Raw genomic sequence first — 16421 nt, 5'->3', positions numbered from 1 at the left:
AAACATAGCCATAAGCTGCTGAGCATACTCATACTGCCCGTATGATGGTGAAATGCTCAGGAGATAGGCATGAATTTCGATTTTTCTGGAGACCAGAAAAACATCCAAGAACAAGCGCGCTTAATGCTCAGCAAAGAATGCAGCCCATCTGTAGTGCGGGCCGTATTGGAAGGCAGCGCCGAGTTTGACAGCAAACTCTGGAAGCAAATGATTGATCTCGGCTGGCCCGCTATTGCCATTGCCGAAGAACATGGTGGTCTTGGCCTTGGTTATCTTGAACTGTGTGTTATCGCGATGGAATTAGGGCGCGCCATCGCACCAACCCCCTTCATTGCATCGGTATACCTTGGCACCGAGCTCATCAAAATCGCCGCATCAGAACAACAACAAGCCGATTGGCTGCCAACCTTAGCCAGCGGTGACATCATCAGTACCGCTGCCGTAGGTGCAAACTCAGGCTCCTGCCAAGTCAGAGAAAAGCATTTAAGTGGTAATAAAAATACGGTTTTACATGGCATGATCGCCGATAATGCCATTGTTACCGCAACTAATGAACATAACGAAACCGCTCTTTATTGGGTTGACCTCAAACACAGTAGCGTCACTCGCCGTAATCAAGACAACCTAGATCCAAGCCTTCCCCGCGCTGAACTTGTTTTTAACAACACCCCCGTCACACACCTAGATGGCGAAATGCCCGCCTTACAAGCTGTAGAGCAGGTCTTTGATCATGTCGCGGTATTACTATCGTTTGAGCAAGTAGGCGGCTGTGAAGCAGCCATAGAAACAGCAAAAGCGTACACCACTGACCGCTATGCCTTTGGTCGCCAAGTCGCGTCGTTTCAGGCCATCAAACATAAATTAGCAGACATGTTTGTGGCAAAAGAATTAGCAAAATCCAATGCGTATTACGGCGCTTGGGCGCTCTCCGCTAAAGCCCCTGAGCTCGCGCTTGCCGCTGCCACCGCACGCGTTAGCGCCATAGATGCGTTTTACCTGTGCAGCAAAGAGAATATTCAAGCTCACGGCGGTATGGGGTTTACCTGGGAATTCGACTGCCACCTTTATTATCGCCGCGCACAATCACTCTCAACCCTGCTGGGGGGCAACCCTCACTGGAAAAATGCGTTGGTAGACCGACTCCTCGCTTCTTGATTGGCCGCTAACTTTGCTAAGGAAAACCCATGGATTTTAAAGACTCACCTGAGCAGGCCGAATTTCGCGCCGAAATACGTCAATGGCTTCAGAATAACGCCCGCCCCAAATCTGCAAACAGCGGCCGCAAAGCGCAATCAGAAGCCTATCAAGATGCGAAAGCATGGTATAAAAAAGTCGCCGATGCTGGCTATGCATGCCTCAACTGGCCCAAACAATATGGCGGCGCAGGCCTCAGTGATATTCACAAAGTTATTTGGGCGCAGGAAGTTGCAAACTATGCCGAACCCGATGGTTATTTTGTAATTGGGATTGGCAATTGCGGGCCAGCATTGATGCATTTTGCTAGCGAAGAACAAAAGCTAGCGCTGCTGCCCCCAATGGCAAGTGCCGAGTCGGTATGGTGTCAAATGTTTTCTGAGCCCAGCGCCGGTTCTGACGTGGCAGGGCTGCGAACAAGCGCGGTGCCCGATGGCGACAACTGGATAATCAACGGCCAAAAAATTTGGACATCTGGCGCTCAACACTCAGATTACGGGGTCATCTTATGCCGTACCGATCCAAGTATCTCGAAGTATCGCGGCATGACCATGTTTTTTATCGACATGAATCAACCCGGGGTTGAAGTTAAGCCCATAAAACAAATGGACGGCGGCGCTCATTTCAACGAGGTATTTTTCAACAACGCCGTGATCCCAGACGCTTACCGCTTGGGAGAAGTCGGCGGTGGCTGGGGAGCGGCTCTGCTAGTTTTGATGAACGAGCGCTTGGCCATTGCCGGTGTACAACCCGATGGTTTCCCCGAATTTTTACAGCTCGTAAAAGGCCTGCACATCGACGGCGAACCCATCAGCGCAAACCCTGCTGTTCGCGAGCATCTCGCCGAGTGGTATTACAAACACGCAGGTATAAAAGCCGCTACCAACCGGATGCTCACCGCCGTGGCTCAGGGCGGCATGCCCGGCGCCGAAGCCGCACTGGGCAAGCTCGTCGGTGCCGTGATGAACCAAGACATTTCCAACTACGCCATTCAATTAATGGGCGACGCCGGTGTCATCAGCGACCCCAATTTGGCAGAACAACAAGCTCATTTCCAAAAAACCGTCTTATTCTCTCCGGGCATTCGCTTGGCAGGCGGTACCGATGAAGTTATGCGTAACGTCATTGCCGAACAAGTGCTTGGCCTCCCCCAGGAACCCCGAGCAGATAAAGGCCTCGCATTCAATGAAATTCCGAGCGGCAATCAAAGCCGCTAGCACCTCAGCACAGCTAATCCTAACTAAAAACCTAAGATTAGCTGCTGCTGTGACACACTAAAACCGTACGCTGTTCACAGTTTAAACACGCGGGTTCACTCAGTAAGGGGTTTTCCCTATACTGCATCCACGCCGCTCTCAGTACTTTGATTCCTCGACACCAAGTTCTTAGGAACTAAGACAAGCACGAGGGTAAACAAATGAACGGTGCAGGCAAAAAAGACGGGGTTATTTTTCAAGAAATGCGTCGCAATCTAAACTCGATAAGCCAATATGGCAGCAATCGCGCCGAGTGGTGGTTAAACGTTAACTATGCTGAAATCATCGAAATGCGTGATGCGGTCAGCACCAAATTCAACCCGGCACGGGTAGGTAGTTAAACCCTGTGCCATTAAGTATGGCACCTTATGATTGACTGGCAAGCAATAGATACCGTCCTCCTTGATATGGATGGCACCCTGCTAGACTTACACTACGATAATTTTTTCTGGACCCAGCATTTACCTCGCCGTTATGCCGACATCCACGGTGGCGACCCCAGCCATATTAGTGAAGACTTACTTAATCGCATAATGGCAGAAAAAGGCTCCTTAAATTGGTATTGCCTTGATTACTGGTCCGAGCAGCTCAAGGTAGATATTGTTGCCCTCAAGCGCGAAGTAGCCCACTTAATCGCACCACACCCCAGTACCAAAGCTTTTCTTAGCGCCCTGAACGACAGCCACTGCAATATCTGGCTAGTCACAAACGCGCACCGTGGTAGCCTCGACCTCAAATTAGAATACACCGACCTTGGCCAACACATCACCAAGATGGTGAGCTCGCATGAATTTGGTAAGCCCAAAGAAGATCCCGCTTTTTGGCAGCAGCTTCAACAGCGCTGGCACTTCAATCCTGAACGCACCCTGTTGGTCGACGACACCACCAGCGTTTTAGATTCTGCTGCAGCCTTTGGGATTCGCCACTTGCTCACGCTGCGTCAACCCGATAGCAAACAAGCCCTGCGTGATACTCTGCCTTACCCTGCGGTGCTCAGTTTTGCTGAAATTTTGCCGATTACACCACCATCGAATTAAAGCTATCATTAAGCTTGATCAGTCACTCTCAGAATAGAAAACGCTATGGCACAATCACCTTCTAACAGCGGCATCCGACTCGACAAATGGCTATGGGCAGCGCGATTTTATAAAACCCGTAATCTGGCAAAACAAGCCATCGAAGGTGGCAAAGTTCAATACAATGGTGACCGCTGTAAAGTCAGTAAAGAAGTCCAAATCGGCGCCGAATTGAATGTGCGAGTGGGGTTTGACACTAAAACGGTCACCATCCTTGCGCTATCAGATCAGCGTCGAGGCGCGCCCCAAGCAGCCCTGTTATATGAAGAAACCGCCGACAGTATTGCCCTACGTGAACAACACGCCGCTGACCGCAAAGCACTCGGTTCTGCCTTTGCCCACTCCGAGCGTCCCAATAAAAAGCAACGCCGGCAAATTCACCGCTTTCAGCGTATCGGTGAATAGGCTCAGCCACAGATAATCAAAGCCAAACCGCGTATAATTTCGCCCCCTTTAACAACGGAAGCCAATCACTCATGAGCGACACTATTAACCGCTTTATTTTTGACAATACCGAAGTTCGCGGTGAACACGTGCGCTTAGAAAAAAGCTACCAAGACATCCTCAGCATCCATCACTACCCACCCGGTGTTGCAAATTTATTGGGTGAATTCCTTGCTGCAGCAAGCCTGCTAAGCGCCACCATCAAATTTGAAGGCTCATTAATACTGCAAGTAAGAGGCGACGGTGAAGTCCCCTTAATTATGGCTGAAGCCAATTCAGAGCGGGAGCTACGCGCCATTGCCCGCGATGCCAACCAAGCCATGAGCCTCGACTTTAGTACCCTGATTGGCAACGGGCAGCTCGCGATGACCATAGATCCCAAACACGGCAAACGTTACCAAGGCATTGTCAGTTTAGACGGTGACAGCTTAGCGCATTGCCTAGAAGCCTATTTTGAACAAAGCGAGCAACTTTCTACCCGTATCTGGCTTAGCGCAGACGCCAATTGTGCAGCCGGACTTATGTTACAAGAATTACCCAGCAAATCGCCCGACAAAGATCGCTGGCAACACCTCACCACCATTGCCGACACCGTTCAGAACCAAGAACTTCTCACATTAGATGCCGATGCCTTACTCTACCGCCTCTATCACCAAGATGCCGTGCGACTATTTGAAGCCAAACCCTTGGTCGCTCGCTGTCAATGTAGCCGCCAACGCGTTGAAAATGCTCTGCTGTCTATTGGCCAAGCGGAACTTGACGACATCATTCAAGAGCGCGGCCAAATAGAGACCAACTGCGAGTTTTGCAACCGCTTATACCAATTTAGCCCCGCCGACATCGCCGCTTTATTTAACCAAAGTAGTGACATCACACGACATTAAGACGGCAAAAATACCCAAACCCAGATTTAATATAAGCAAAAGTTAGCGCTACTATAAGTTTTTTGTAATAATGGCGCCCCAAATTACCCGGCCACTAGGGGTCATATTTGCTCCCGACCCCACTGCTAGACCACGGCTGCTCTCAGGATTACGTGACAGGAAACAGAGAATGAGTGCTGAAACAACGACTTACCAAGATTTAACACCGCCACAACTAATTGAACAAGCGCTGAGCCGCGGCGAAGGCCGGCTAGCCGATACTGGCGCTCTAGTCGTCACTACCGGCAAGCGCACTGGTCGCTCACCCGCTGACCGCTACATTGTTCAAGAGCCATCTACCTCAGATTCTATCGATTGGACTAGCGTAAACCGTCCTTTTGACGCTGCTAAATTCGACGCATTGTGGACACGCGTAGAAGATTACCTCGCAGAACAAGACAGCTTTGTCTCTAACCTGCACGTTGGTGCTCACGAAGATCACTACATCCCCGTTGTCGTAAACACTCAAACTGCATGGCAGGGTTTGTTTGGTCGCAATATGTTTGTTCGCCCAAGCAAATACAATCCAAAAGCCAAAGAAGAGTGGACAATTATCAACTGCGCAGGCTTTGTATGTGATCCTGAGCGTGACGGCACCAACTCTGACGGCTGCGTTATTATCAACTTTGCTCAGCGCAAAGTACTGCTTGCCGGCATGCGTTATGCGGGCGAAATGAAAAAAGCGATGTTCTCTGTTCAGAACTTCTTGTTGCCTGAAAAAGACGTTATGCCGATGCACTGCTCAGCAAACGTAGATGAAGAAGGCAACACCACCTTATTCTTTGGCTTGTCAGGCACAGGTAAAACCACCCTGTCTGCAGACCCTAGCTGCTACCTAATTGGCGACGACGAACACGGTTGGGCAAAAGGCTCCGTCTTCAATATCGAAGGTGGTTGCTACGCAAAAACAATCAACCTGAGCCAGAAAAACGAACCCATTATTTGGGATGCGATCCGTTTCGGCTCTATCGTAGAGAATGTTGTTATTGACGATGACAGCCGTCACGCTGATTACGACGATACAAGCCTTACCGAAAACGGTCGCTGCTGCTACCCACTCGAAAATGTTGAAAAACGCGTTATTGAGAATGCTGCCGGCGAGCCTAAAACCGTTATCTTCCTTACTTGTGACGTGTCAGGCGTTATTCCTCCTATTTCGATTCTCTCGAAAGAAGCGGCAGCCTTTCACTTCTTAAGTGGCTACACCGCACGTGTTGGCTCTACCGAATTAGGCGCAGAAGCGGGTATTCACCCAACCTTCTCTACTTGTTTTGGTGCTCCCTTCATGCCTCGTGCAGCCGGTGAGTACGCTGAATTGCTAATGAAGCGTATCGAAGATTTCGACTCACAGGTTTACCTTATCAACACAGGTTGGACTGGCGGCTCAGGAGCTGCAGGTGGCACCGGATCACGATTCCCAATTCCAGTAACTCGTGCGGTTGTGGCAGCAGCGCAAAGCGGTGCACTCATTGGCGCAGAAACCGAAACACTCGACGCATTGAACCTGAGCATTCCGGTTTCAATTCCCGGAGTAGACGCCAAGTACATCAACCCACGTAAATCGTGGGGAGACATTGACGCCTACGACACCGAAGCAGGGAAACTGGCGAAGATGTTCCAAGAGAACATCAAAAAGTTTGATGTATCTGATGCTATTGTCGCTGCAGGCCCTAAAGCCTAAGCACTAAAGACCTAAGCATTAAGAAGGGCAGCCAAAACGCTGCCCTTTTTTTCGCCAGAACAAAATACATCACCATTGCTTTATACTGTCGCCACGTTTATCAACACAGAATTTCAATCAATCATGTCAGCGTCAAACCAGCCTGAAGAAATCCAATACTTTCTAAAACAATTTCAGCAGGCCTTCAATGACAATGCCTTGCAACGCTTGGTGCTCTCAAAATATCAGGGTAATGAACCGCAATTAAAACGCGTAACCATCAGGCCCGTCTTACTAAAAGACACCCTACTGCTTTCGTTTTTATACGAATATCAGACACAGCACATCACCAAAAACCTCAACCTAGACGAATCGAATATCCTCCTTGCGCAATGGCTGGGAAGCGACTACAAAAATGCTCACCTAGTCACCCAGCACATAGAAATACAATTGCGGTTCAGCAAAAAGGGCAAAGCACTGATTAGCGAACATAAGCTAAAAGCCCAAGGCACGGGCAACACGACAGAACAGCAGCTATCACATAACCGAAAGAAACACCGCTTTGTTAACCAAGACCGGCCCTATTTAACCGCCCTTGGCGTTACCGATGCGCAAGGTCAAATCATTCCGGCCATGTCTCGCAAGTGGAAGCAAATTAATAAGTTTATCGAAGTATTATCTGGCGCTATCGAAAATACTGGCCTCACGACTCAGCAAGATATTCATATTGCCGACTTCGGCTCGGGAAAAGCCTACCTCACCTTTGCTATCCACGATTATTTTAACGACACCCTCGCGATAGAACCCCGGGTCACCGGCGTTGAACTGCGTCAAAACCTAGTCGATTTATGCAACCAAACCGCCGCCAACTTACAACTCAGCGGTATTAAATTTGAACAGGGTGACGTACAGCATTTTGCCGCGCAGAATATTAACATCATGATCGCGCTACACGCCTGTGACATCGCTACCGATTACGCCATCAATATGGGCATTCGCAGTGGCGCCAATATCATTATGTGCTCGCCCTGTTGCCACAAGCAAATAAGACCTCAGTTAAAAAGCCCCTCAATACTGGCTCCGCTGCTACAACACGGCATTCACCTCGGCCAAGAGGCCGAAATGGTCACTGACGGTTTACGTGCACTGCTACTAGAAGCCAATGGCTACGACACCCAAGTTTTTGAGTTTATTTCGTTAGAACACACTAATAAAAACAAAATGATACTGGCCCAAAAACGCGTGCAGCCACGCAACAACAGCGCGATATTAGAGCAAATTGCCGAGCTAAAACGCTTTTACGGTATCCAAGAGCATTGCCTAGAACAACTCTTATCCGAATCTCATTAAGCTTGTGCCGGCGTCATAGCCGCTGTTCGGCCGTAAACGCGGCCTCTTAAACCAGTCAAATCAAAGGGGCGCCACTGCCCTTCACGTTGTGCCAACCGGTCTGCAATCGCATACATCACAGCGAGATTATGCGTGAGACCAACATGGCTGCCCGGCACCCGTAAATTTTCGGTTTGGCTACTATGCTCCTTATCAACGCAAAAATTCCAATCGACAATACCGTCACCTTCACTGTAAATCGCTGTCGACGGCACTGCTGGAACTGAACGCCAACAATCGCCCCACTCCAGCATCGGGTCAGTCATTGCACCTGGATTTAAGGCCTCATATAGCTTAAGAACTGGCCCCGTTACACCATTCATATCTGGAATATGAATGGGTGAACCCAAGGTAATTACCTGACGGACAATATCGGGGTTTTTATGCGCTGCCGTTCGCGCATAGACACCCCCGAGACTCCAGCCCACCAAGCTGACTTTACGGCAATGACGTGCCGCCAAATCCTTTACATGGCGCTCATACTCTAAATATGTCTGTTCTCGCAGCCCAGTATTTCTACCCTGCTCCCAGCCATACCCCGCAAATCCAGAACGCCGTAAAAATCCACGCAACGCCGCTGTGCCACCATCGCCAGTCATAAATGATGGCGCAACAACCACGGGATGCCCATCACCACACTTAATTTTATCTAGGCGTGACCGAAACGATGCCATCGCTAACATTTCAAAGATTACTCGTAATTCCTTGGCGGTACTGAAAAAGCTCGGTGCTCCAAGGCTTGCGACGCGATCCATATTATTATTTTTATCCATGATTTCCCCTTAATCTGCCAGAACGGTGCTTGCTGAAGCTGCCACTCATCTCACACCGTTGGGATAAACCTCATTGAGGCCTAAATATGGTAACAGCTATATAACCTTAATAACGTCATGGACGCAATCAAGATTGATCATCTGTCACCCTAGCAAGTAGTAGCCAACGGTAAGAATAAGGGAATACACCAAGACAAATAGGATTTTAGTATGCGGTTTCTAATTTTTATCCGTAATCTAACCATCAATCAGCGAGCTTATGTCGTTCTCGGCTGAGTTAGGTGCCAATACGCACTACATAAGCCCTTACATTTTCTATGAGGACCTCAGTATGACCGAAGCAAGTAAAATTGAAAAAGCCAGTGCAATAGCAAAAGACGTATTTCTTGCTAATCTTGGTCTAGCCGGCAAAGTATTTGAGCAAAGCCAAGACCTTCTGAAACAAACTGAAGCCAAGTTAAAAGAAACTGAAAGCAAATATAAAGACGCTTACAGCAAACGCAACGAATTATTTGACAGCTTAGTCGCTCGTGGTGAAAAAGTACAAAGTGACACCCTAACTAAGTTTGAAGAAAGCAAAACACAGTTAACAAGCAAAATTGAAAGCAGCAAATCTCAAGTCGTCGTCAAGTTTAACGACACTAAAGCACAAGCTATCGCTAAATTTGAAGAGCTCAAAAGCGAAAGCAATGCTGCAGTAGAAGGTCAAATGAAAACATTGCGTGCAAACTTTGACAAAGTGAAAGGCAAAGTTTCAGGCAGTAGTGATGAAGTAGTTGAAGCGGTAGCTGAAGCCACTGCATCGTAAGCATTCGATACCTGCTTTCAGGTATCCAATCCTAGGTCTGTATCTCACCTATGCTTTCGCACGATGCGCCACTTGGCCATCGTGCTTTTTTTCATAACTGAGCGCAGAACCTATTTTTGTTGGTATATTGCCCCGCGTATTTGCCAAAATTTTCAATTACCCATTTTGCAATGGAGAACACCATGAGCAAAGACAGTAAAAAAAGCCTGCAAGATCTTAAAGAAGTGACTAATCAGGCAAGTGAACTGGCAAAAAGCATTTGGCTTGCCGGCCTTGGCGCTTATGGCCGCGCGTATGACGAAGCACAGGATCGCTACGAAAAGGCCAGTAAAGAAACCCCTCGTCTGTTCACAGACTTGGTCGACAAAGGCACTCGCCTTGAAACTCAAGCTCGTGAAAAGCTGGGTGAAGTTACCAGTATTGGTAAAACCGTATCCATTGAAGAACGCATCAGCAAAATGCGCTCTAGCCTTGGCTTCGGCCACACTGCTAGCGCCGACGACATGCAGCGCCTTGAGAAAAAACTAGATGCACTCAGCAAGAAAGTTGATGCACTAACCAAGGCAAGCAAGCCTGCAGCAGCTAAAGCACCGGCAACCAAAGCCACAGCAGCAAAAACTGCCGCACCAAAAGCAAAAGCTCCGCGTAAAGCTCCTGCAAAAAAAGCAGCCGCTAAAGCAGAATAAGGCAAACTAGTTAGCCGCTAAGCGGCAACTCAAACGCCTTAATACAGCCTCCCCAAGTCACATTGGTGGAGGCTGTTTACGTTTTACTCGCAATTAATCACGACTAGACACCACTCTCGCTTCATGGCACCTTGTGGCATCGTTCACAGGAGTTCAGCGACACGAATGAAAACCCGCGATAAAATCTTGTTAAGCAGCTTAAGTTTGTTTAATGCGGAAGGTGAACCCAACGTTACCACCGTCGACATCGCCAACGAATTAGATATTAGCCCAGGAAATCTTTACTACCACTTTCGCGGCAAAGAAGTCATTATTCAGGAGTTGTTCACCGCCTTTGAAATTGAATTAACCGATATTTTAAACGCGCCCATAGAAAAAAATCTCAGTGCAAAAGATGCCTGGTTTTATCTCTATATTGTTTTTGAACACATCTTTAATCACCGCTATCTGTATCGTAATCTCAATGATATTCTCCAGCGTTACCCTCAAATAGCTAAACGCTTCACTAAGTTGCTAGCACTTAAAGTTCAGGCCGCTCGCGCAGTGGCGCTTGATCTACGCGAACAAGAAATTATCGAAGTAGACGACATTCTCCTTGAGCGACTTTGCGACAACGTTGCCATGTCACTCACCTTCTGGCTCAACTACAATCAACTGCGTGAACGCACCACCAGTAATGAGATTATGATTCACCAAGGAGTGTTTCAGGTGATGTCTCTGGTGTCGCAACATTTACGATTAGAGTACCGATATTTTTACGATGAATGCTGCGCCTTATTTGAAGCGCTCGCGATGACAGATTAACGATAAATCTGCACGTCAAGACTCGCACCCAACCCATAGTTTTTGCATAATGTCCGGCTTCTGAAACCGGACAAAAAAGAACTATGAACTCCATCCCCAGCCGTATAGCCCAAGAACTGGGCGTAAAAGAAGCGCAAGTCAGTGCCGCCGTCACCCTGTTAGACGAAGGCGCAACCGTTCCCTTTATCTCTCGCTACCGTAAAGAAGTCACCGGCGGCTTAGATGACAGCCAAATGCGCGACTTGGAAACACGGCTGGGCTACCTGCGAGAGCTAGAAGATCGCAGAGAAAGCATACTCAATAGTATTCGCGAGCAAGAAAAACTGACACCAGAGCTAGAAAAAGACATTCTGGCCGCCGACACCAAAAATCGCCTCGAAGATCTGTACCTGCCGTACAAACCCAAGCGCCGCACCAAGGGGCAAATCGCAATAGAAGCGGGTTTACAGCCATTAGCAGATACCTTGTTTAATGATCCAAGCCAAGACCCTGCGGTACTTGCCCTGGACTACATCAACGCAGAACTTGGTGTTGCCGACGTCAAAGCGGCACTAGACGGCGCAAAATATATTCTCATGGAGCGCCTCAGCGAAAACGCTGACCTGCTCGCCACACTCCGTCAATTTCTCTGGAATGATGGCCTTCTATGTAGTTCGGTGATGACCGGCAAAGAGTCTGAAGGCGAGAAGTTTCGCGACTACTTCTCCCACAGCGAACCCTTGAAAACAACACCCTCACACCGTGCATTGGCGATGTTCCGTGGTCGCAATGAAGGTATTCTCAGCTTAGCCATTAAATTTAACGAAGAAGAAGGCACCGTTCACCCCTGTGAAATCATGGTAGCCAAACATTGGAATGTCATTGATGAAGGCCGTGCGGCAGATACCTGGCTTAAAGAAGTCATCCGCTGGACCTGGCGCATCAAGCTCTACACCCACTTGGAAACCGACCTATTAGGCCAATTACGAGAGCTAGCTGACACTGCCGCTATAGATGTTTTTGCTCAAAACCTAAAAGATTTATTACTGGCTGCCCCCGCTGGCCAGCGAGCAACCATTGGTCTTGACCCCGGCATGCGTACCGGCGTAAAAGTTGCCGCCATTGATGCAACAGGCAAGGTCGTGGACCACTGTGCAATTTACCCAACGCCACCGCAAAATAAAATCGCTGAGTCAGCCGCCATCCTTCTGGCAATGATCAAAAAGCACAATATCGAACTCATCGCCATTGGTAACGGCACCGCTAGCCGCGAAACCGAGCGCTTTGTTAAAGATCTACTTTCAGCCCGCCCCGAACTTGGCTGCACTAGCGTGATGGTAAACGAATCTGGCGCGTCTATTTACTCTGCCTCTGAATACGCAGCGCGCGAATTTCCCAATTTGGACGTTACTATTCGTGGGGCAATTTCCATTGCGCGTCGCTTACAAGACCCATTGGCCGAATTAGTAAAAATTGATCCAAAGTCTATCGGTGTTGGCCAATACCAACACGATGTCTCTCAAACTGCCCTATCTCGCACGTTAGAAACCGTCGTTGAAGACTGTGTAAATGCCGTGGGTGTGGATGTGAACACCGCCTCACCGGCATTATTAGCCCGTGTTTCAGGGCTTAATCAAAGTATATCGGCCAATATTGTTGAGTTTCGCGATCAACACGGCGCATTTAAAAGCCGCGCGCAATTAATGGACGTTAGTCGTTTTGGTGCCAAAACCTTTGAGCAAGCGGCCGGCTTCTTGCGGGTCATGGGCGGTGAAAATCCATTAGATGGCTCCGCTGTTCACCCAGAGTCATACAGCGTGGTAGAAAAAATCGTCAATCGCTGCGGCCGTGCCGTCAACGACGTTATTGGTGATAGTCGCTTTCTGAAAACCCTTAAACCCAGCGAATATGCCGACGAACGCTTTGGTATTCCCACGGTGACCGACATTGTTGCCGAACTCGACAAACCGGGACGCGATCCCAGACCTGATTTTAAAACCGCCACATTCAAAGACGGAATTGAAAAAATATCAGACCTTCAAGCCGATATGATTCTAGAAGGCGTAGTAACCAACGTTACCAACTTTGGTGCCTTTGTTGATGTTGGCGTACACCAAGACGGCTTGGTACATATTTCGGCGCTAGCCAACCAATATGTTAAAGACCCACGCACTGTGGTCAAAGCCGGTGACATTGTCAAAGTCAAAGTGATGGAAATTGACGTGCAGCGCAAACGCATAGCGCTATCAATGCGTCTAGACGACAAAGCGAGCGAACAGGAATCTAGCAATACCGGTGGAGAGCGACGCAATAACCGGCGAGCAGCACCCGCCGCCAAGCAGGCCCCGCAAAAAGATCCTAACTCGACAATGGCCGCCTTGTTTGCCCAAGCCAAACAAAATAAAAAAGGTCGCCTCTAGGCAAAGCATCTAGTAAAAACGGGGAAATCTAACTGCCCCCAAAGATCGCCCTGCAATGTTTAAGCAAAAACATTGCAGGGCTTTTTATCCACCACCCAAATCCCAGAGAGAAAAGAATTAAGCGCAGCTATCACTCTTTAGCAACCATCAAGTTTGGCTAAAGTGAATCAGAGGCGGACACTCAAATATTCGCCAGCTGCCTTAATCGCTTGGCTAGGCATTGCCGGACTGTACTGAAGTGCATTTCGCGCTTTCGAAATATCATATTCCTGATGAACGTTAAAGAATGTCTTAACTTGACTGACCGTTAAGCTAGCCTCCTTCCTGCTAAACATCGACACCGTTTCTTGTACCCACGCAACGAGGAGTAATAACCATTTCGGCGCTTTCGCTCGAGTTCTAACTCGCAACGCGATTGAGTCTGTGTTCAACGCGGTAACCACGTCATCCATCGACAAGGATTTGATGTTTGCAAGAATATAACGCTCTCCACTCTGGCCGTTTGACATGGCGGATATCGATCCGCGTGCGACATCGCGAACATCAACAAAGTTGAAGAAAAACTGAGGGTCAAAAGGTAACTCGTTCTTCAAAACTGCTCTAATGTATTCCATCGTAGGGGTCAGCTTAAAACAATTGGGACCAACCATTGCCGCAGGCAGAATAACCACCATCCATAAGCCGTGCCGATTCGCTACCTCGTAAGCTTTTTTCTCAGACAAAATTTTGGAGCGATAATAAGGGTTCGACAAATCAGTATTCCAACGGTCTTCGGATAGTGGACTCCCATCATGACCAACAGCAGCAACTGAACTGATGTAAACAACCTTTTCAAGTTTTGCTCTTGCAGCTGCTTCAAGCACTATCTCAGTACCTAAAACATTGGTTTGGACAATGTCCTTCTCAGGGTCTGTGGCCCAATGCTTAAACACTGCGGCCACCTGAAAGAGGATATCAACACCCTGCAAAGCCTGATCTATCGAAGCTTTGTCCAAGATGTCGACATACACCAACTCACAATTCAGCCCCTCAAACGGAGCTGTACACGCGATGTCACGCACCCCAGCTTTTACGGTATAACCTTCGTCGAGAAGTTGACGTACAAGATTGTTTCCCAAATGCCCATTGGCACCGGTTACAAGACAGACCTTACTCATAGATATCCCTCCAAAAATGCGTCAAATGGTAGGGTACCCCTTTCCCCATGGGGCAAGGTCAAGCCTGCAGACTACTCAGTTCTTCAAAAGTCGGTGATACTAACCTCATGCATTAGCTCACCAAGCCCACGGAATCTCTCATTAAGGGCCGCTATTTCAGACTCTATAGAGGCTCGTTTCAGCTTAATCTTGTCAATGACCAGCTCAGTTGGAAATTGATGGCTTGCTTGTTTTTCCTCAATAATCGGCACAATTTCAGCGAGCTTAAAGCCAAGCTCTTGCGCTCTTTTTATTAGTCTTATTAGTTTGACATGGTGAAGGGTATACGCTCGATACTTATTTTCATCGCGCGAAATAGCGGGCAGCAGGCCCATCTCTTCATATAAGTAAATAGCCTTCCTGCTAGCCCCAGTAAGCCCAGCCACTTCTTTAATGTACACAATAAGTCCTCATTTTGAGTTACAGCGCCGAGTTAAGAGGTCTTCACGAAGCAGCCAACTATACCTTTGCGCCGTAAACACCAAAGCCATTCCTAACTGAAAATACCAAGAGCTGAGAGTCACTTTTAAGGAAATTTATTTTGCCAAACTAAGCTTGGGAAGTACTTTCAGTGCTTCTTCCTTTCCAAGCTCAAACAAATCAATATCGACACCTGCAACGTAAAAAGAAGAAACAGGTATAAAATAATTTGTTATTGAATCCAGCATAAAAAATTTAGTTTCATTTTCTTTAATTTGATATTCAATCGACATTGGAGCGTGGTGCCAGCCTATAATTTTTGCACTCATTGAAGCTGATATTGTTACAATCCCATCGCTCGGCTCGACCTCGACAGGCAAAAAGCTACCATTTGGCAGATTTCCAATTTTTTCATCATTAATATATACATCAAGTGTTGCTGCCCCTCTATACAATCTCCACGCTCTCATCACATAGATTAATGATTTATCGCTTTGAGCTTTCTCTAAAGAAGAAAATTTTTTACCTGTTGATGCACATCCAGATAAAAATGAAGAAAGTAAGATAGTAATAATAATTTTTTCCATGTTACCTCATTCCAACGAGTTAATAGGCAGTCTTGTGGCTTATAATTTTGTACTATTATTAACACCCAGTTAGTGATTTAACCTATTATTACAAATCCTCAGCATCAAGCAGCTTATCTAGATTCTCTAAAAAGTTAAGGTATGCTCTGCGATAAGCCAGTTTCCAGTTTTCATCGCTTGCAATCTGCCCTTTGTTGATTCCGTAACCTGTAATATCAATCTGCTTAATATCCATACCCTTTTTAAATCCGATATTGCATTGTAAGTTTGACTCAAAACTAACTGACCACATGCCAGGTGAGAACCAAGCCCAAAATTTTTCTACATCTACAGTTAAGTGATTAGGGGCACTCACATTATCAACTACTTTATAGCCTCTACTTTCTAGACCTTTAGTTAATAATTCACGCACCTCATCTTGAATAGTCAAACCCTCATTAAGAGCAACATCCCCCATTGCCATGCCATAACCATTTCTCTGCCTGCCAATTAAAGTTGAAAGTTTTTCCTTTGATGTGCTGCTTAAATTACCGTCAACAGAAGGTGTAGAGGGATTTCTCGGTTTTTGCTCAAAAGTTCGTTTATCGTTAATTGCCACAATGTAAACGTCACCTGATGCACTATTTTCATTATTATAGTCTGGGGTTACAAGATCGATATTCCGAGTACCTGCCACGCAGCCAGTTAATACCAATGTTGCCATTAAAAGTGCAATTTGTAATTTTTTCATTTTTTTCCTTTTAATTATTGATAATTCATAGATACGGTTTAATTATGAGCGCCTAAAGTATGGGCACAGCTTTGTT

Annotated in this window: 17 protein-coding genes; 12 read left to right on the top strand and 5 right to left on the bottom strand. The window is 47.3% G+C overall.

The features are described from left to right. Positions 1-69 precede the first annotated feature (69 nt). From AELLOGFF_RS17040 to AELLOGFF_RS17005, 8 genes are all read left to right on the top strand, one after another. Positions 70-1155 (top strand): acyl-CoA dehydrogenase family protein, encoded by a 1086-nt coding sequence (locus tag AELLOGFF_RS17040; RefSeq protein ID WP_159270207.1) that lies wholly within the window; start codon positions 70-72, stop codon positions 1153-1155. A gap of 29 nt (positions 1156-1184) precedes the next feature. Continuing rightward, a complete protein-coding gene (locus tag AELLOGFF_RS17035) occupies positions 1185-2411 on the top strand; it encodes an acyl-CoA dehydrogenase family protein (protein ID WP_159270206.1) in 1227 nt (408 codons plus the stop codon). A 200-nt stretch (positions 2412-2611) separates the two neighbouring features. Beyond that, on the top strand, positions 2612-2791 hold the full coding sequence (locus tag AELLOGFF_RS17030) for a hypothetical protein (RefSeq protein WP_159270205.1): 180 nt from the start codon (positions 2612-2614) through the stop codon (positions 2789-2791). 27 nt (positions 2792-2818) lie between these two features. Beyond that, on the top strand, positions 2819-3487 hold the full coding sequence (gene yrfG / locus AELLOGFF_RS17025) for a GMP/IMP nucleotidase (protein ID WP_159270204.1): 669 nt from the start codon (positions 2819-2821) through the stop codon (positions 3485-3487). Between the two features lie 45 nt (positions 3488-3532). Then, complete coding sequence (locus AELLOGFF_RS17020; RefSeq protein WP_159270203.1) at positions 3533-3931, top strand: RNA-binding S4 domain-containing protein; 399 nt, start codon at positions 3533-3535, stop codon at positions 3929-3931. Between the two features lie 71 nt (positions 3932-4002). After that, a complete protein-coding gene (gene hslO, locus AELLOGFF_RS17015; RefSeq protein WP_159270202.1) occupies positions 4003-4854 on the top strand; it encodes an Hsp33 family molecular chaperone HslO in 852 nt (283 codons plus the stop codon). Between the two features lie 169 nt (positions 4855-5023). Beyond that, positions 5024-6574, top strand: a complete 1551-nt coding sequence (locus tag AELLOGFF_RS17010; protein ID WP_159270201.1) for a phosphoenolpyruvate carboxykinase — start codon at positions 5024-5026, stop codon at positions 6572-6574. A gap of 123 nt (positions 6575-6697) precedes the next feature. After that, positions 6698-7903, top strand: coding sequence for a class I SAM-dependent methyltransferase (locus AELLOGFF_RS17005; RefSeq protein WP_159270200.1), 1206 nt, complete (start codon positions 6698-6700; stop codon positions 7901-7903). Here the strand turns inward: AELLOGFF_RS17005 and AELLOGFF_RS17000 are convergent. Continuing rightward, complete coding sequence (locus tag AELLOGFF_RS17000; RefSeq protein WP_159270199.1) at positions 7900-8715, bottom strand: alpha/beta fold hydrolase; 816 nt, start codon at positions 8713-8715, stop codon at positions 7900-7902. The two genes, AELLOGFF_RS17005 and AELLOGFF_RS17000, sit on opposite strands and share 4 nt — an antisense overlap. 331 nt (positions 8716-9046) lie before the next feature. Between AELLOGFF_RS17000 and AELLOGFF_RS16995 the strand changes: the two genes are divergently transcribed. The 4 genes from AELLOGFF_RS16995 to AELLOGFF_RS16980 all read left to right on the top strand — a co-directional run bounded on the left by AELLOGFF_RS16995 (position 9047) and on the right by AELLOGFF_RS16980 (position 13412). Continuing rightward, on the top strand, positions 9047-9523 hold the full coding sequence (locus AELLOGFF_RS16995) for a hypothetical protein (protein WP_159270198.1): 477 nt from the start codon (positions 9047-9049) through the stop codon (positions 9521-9523). 182 nt (positions 9524-9705) lie between these two features. Next, the gene (locus AELLOGFF_RS16990) at positions 9706-10209 is read left to right on the top strand and encodes a phasin family protein (protein WP_200842772.1); all 504 of its coding nucleotides are present in this window, start codon (positions 9706-9708) and stop codon (positions 10207-10209) included. A gap of 165 nt (positions 10210-10374) precedes the next feature. Then, positions 10375-11013 (top strand): TetR/AcrR family transcriptional regulator, encoded by a 639-nt coding sequence (locus tag AELLOGFF_RS16985; protein ID WP_159270197.1) that lies wholly within the window; start codon positions 10375-10377, stop codon positions 11011-11013. A gap of 83 nt (positions 11014-11096) precedes the next feature. Beyond that, positions 11097-13412 (top strand): Tex family protein, encoded by a 2316-nt coding sequence (locus AELLOGFF_RS16980; protein WP_159270196.1) that lies wholly within the window; start codon positions 11097-11099, stop codon positions 13410-13412. Between the two features lie 167 nt (positions 13413-13579). On the opposite strand, the gene AELLOGFF_RS16975 is transcribed toward AELLOGFF_RS16980, so the two are convergent. The 4 genes from AELLOGFF_RS16975 to AELLOGFF_RS16960 form a co-directional block, all read right to left on the bottom strand. Further along, the gene (locus AELLOGFF_RS16975; protein ID WP_159270195.1) at positions 13580-14569 is read right to left on the bottom strand and encodes an NAD-dependent epimerase/dehydratase family protein; all 990 of its coding nucleotides are present in this window, start codon (positions 14567-14569) and stop codon (positions 13580-13582) included. 83 nt (positions 14570-14652) lie between these two features. Further along, positions 14653-15009, bottom strand: coding sequence for a MerR family transcriptional regulator (locus AELLOGFF_RS16970; RefSeq protein WP_159270194.1), 357 nt, complete (start codon positions 15007-15009; stop codon positions 14653-14655). 135 nt (positions 15010-15144) lie between these two features. Next, entirely contained in the window at positions 15145-15615 is a 471-nt protein-coding gene (locus tag AELLOGFF_RS16965; RefSeq protein WP_159270193.1) for a DUF2846 domain-containing protein, read from the bottom strand. Between the two features lie 88 nt (positions 15616-15703). After that, entirely contained in the window at positions 15704-16345 is a 642-nt protein-coding gene (locus AELLOGFF_RS16960; RefSeq protein WP_159270192.1) for a YajG family lipoprotein, read from the bottom strand. Between the last annotated feature and the right edge of the window lie 76 nt (positions 16346-16421).

This window comes from Zhongshania aliphaticivorans (assembly GCF_902705875.1).
GTDB lineage: Bacteria > Pseudomonadota > Gammaproteobacteria > Pseudomonadales > Spongiibacteraceae > Spongiibacter > Spongiibacter aliphaticivorans_A.
The sequence above is the reverse complement of the archived record's forward strand: the minus strand, read 5'-3'. Positions and strand labels throughout refer to the sequence as shown.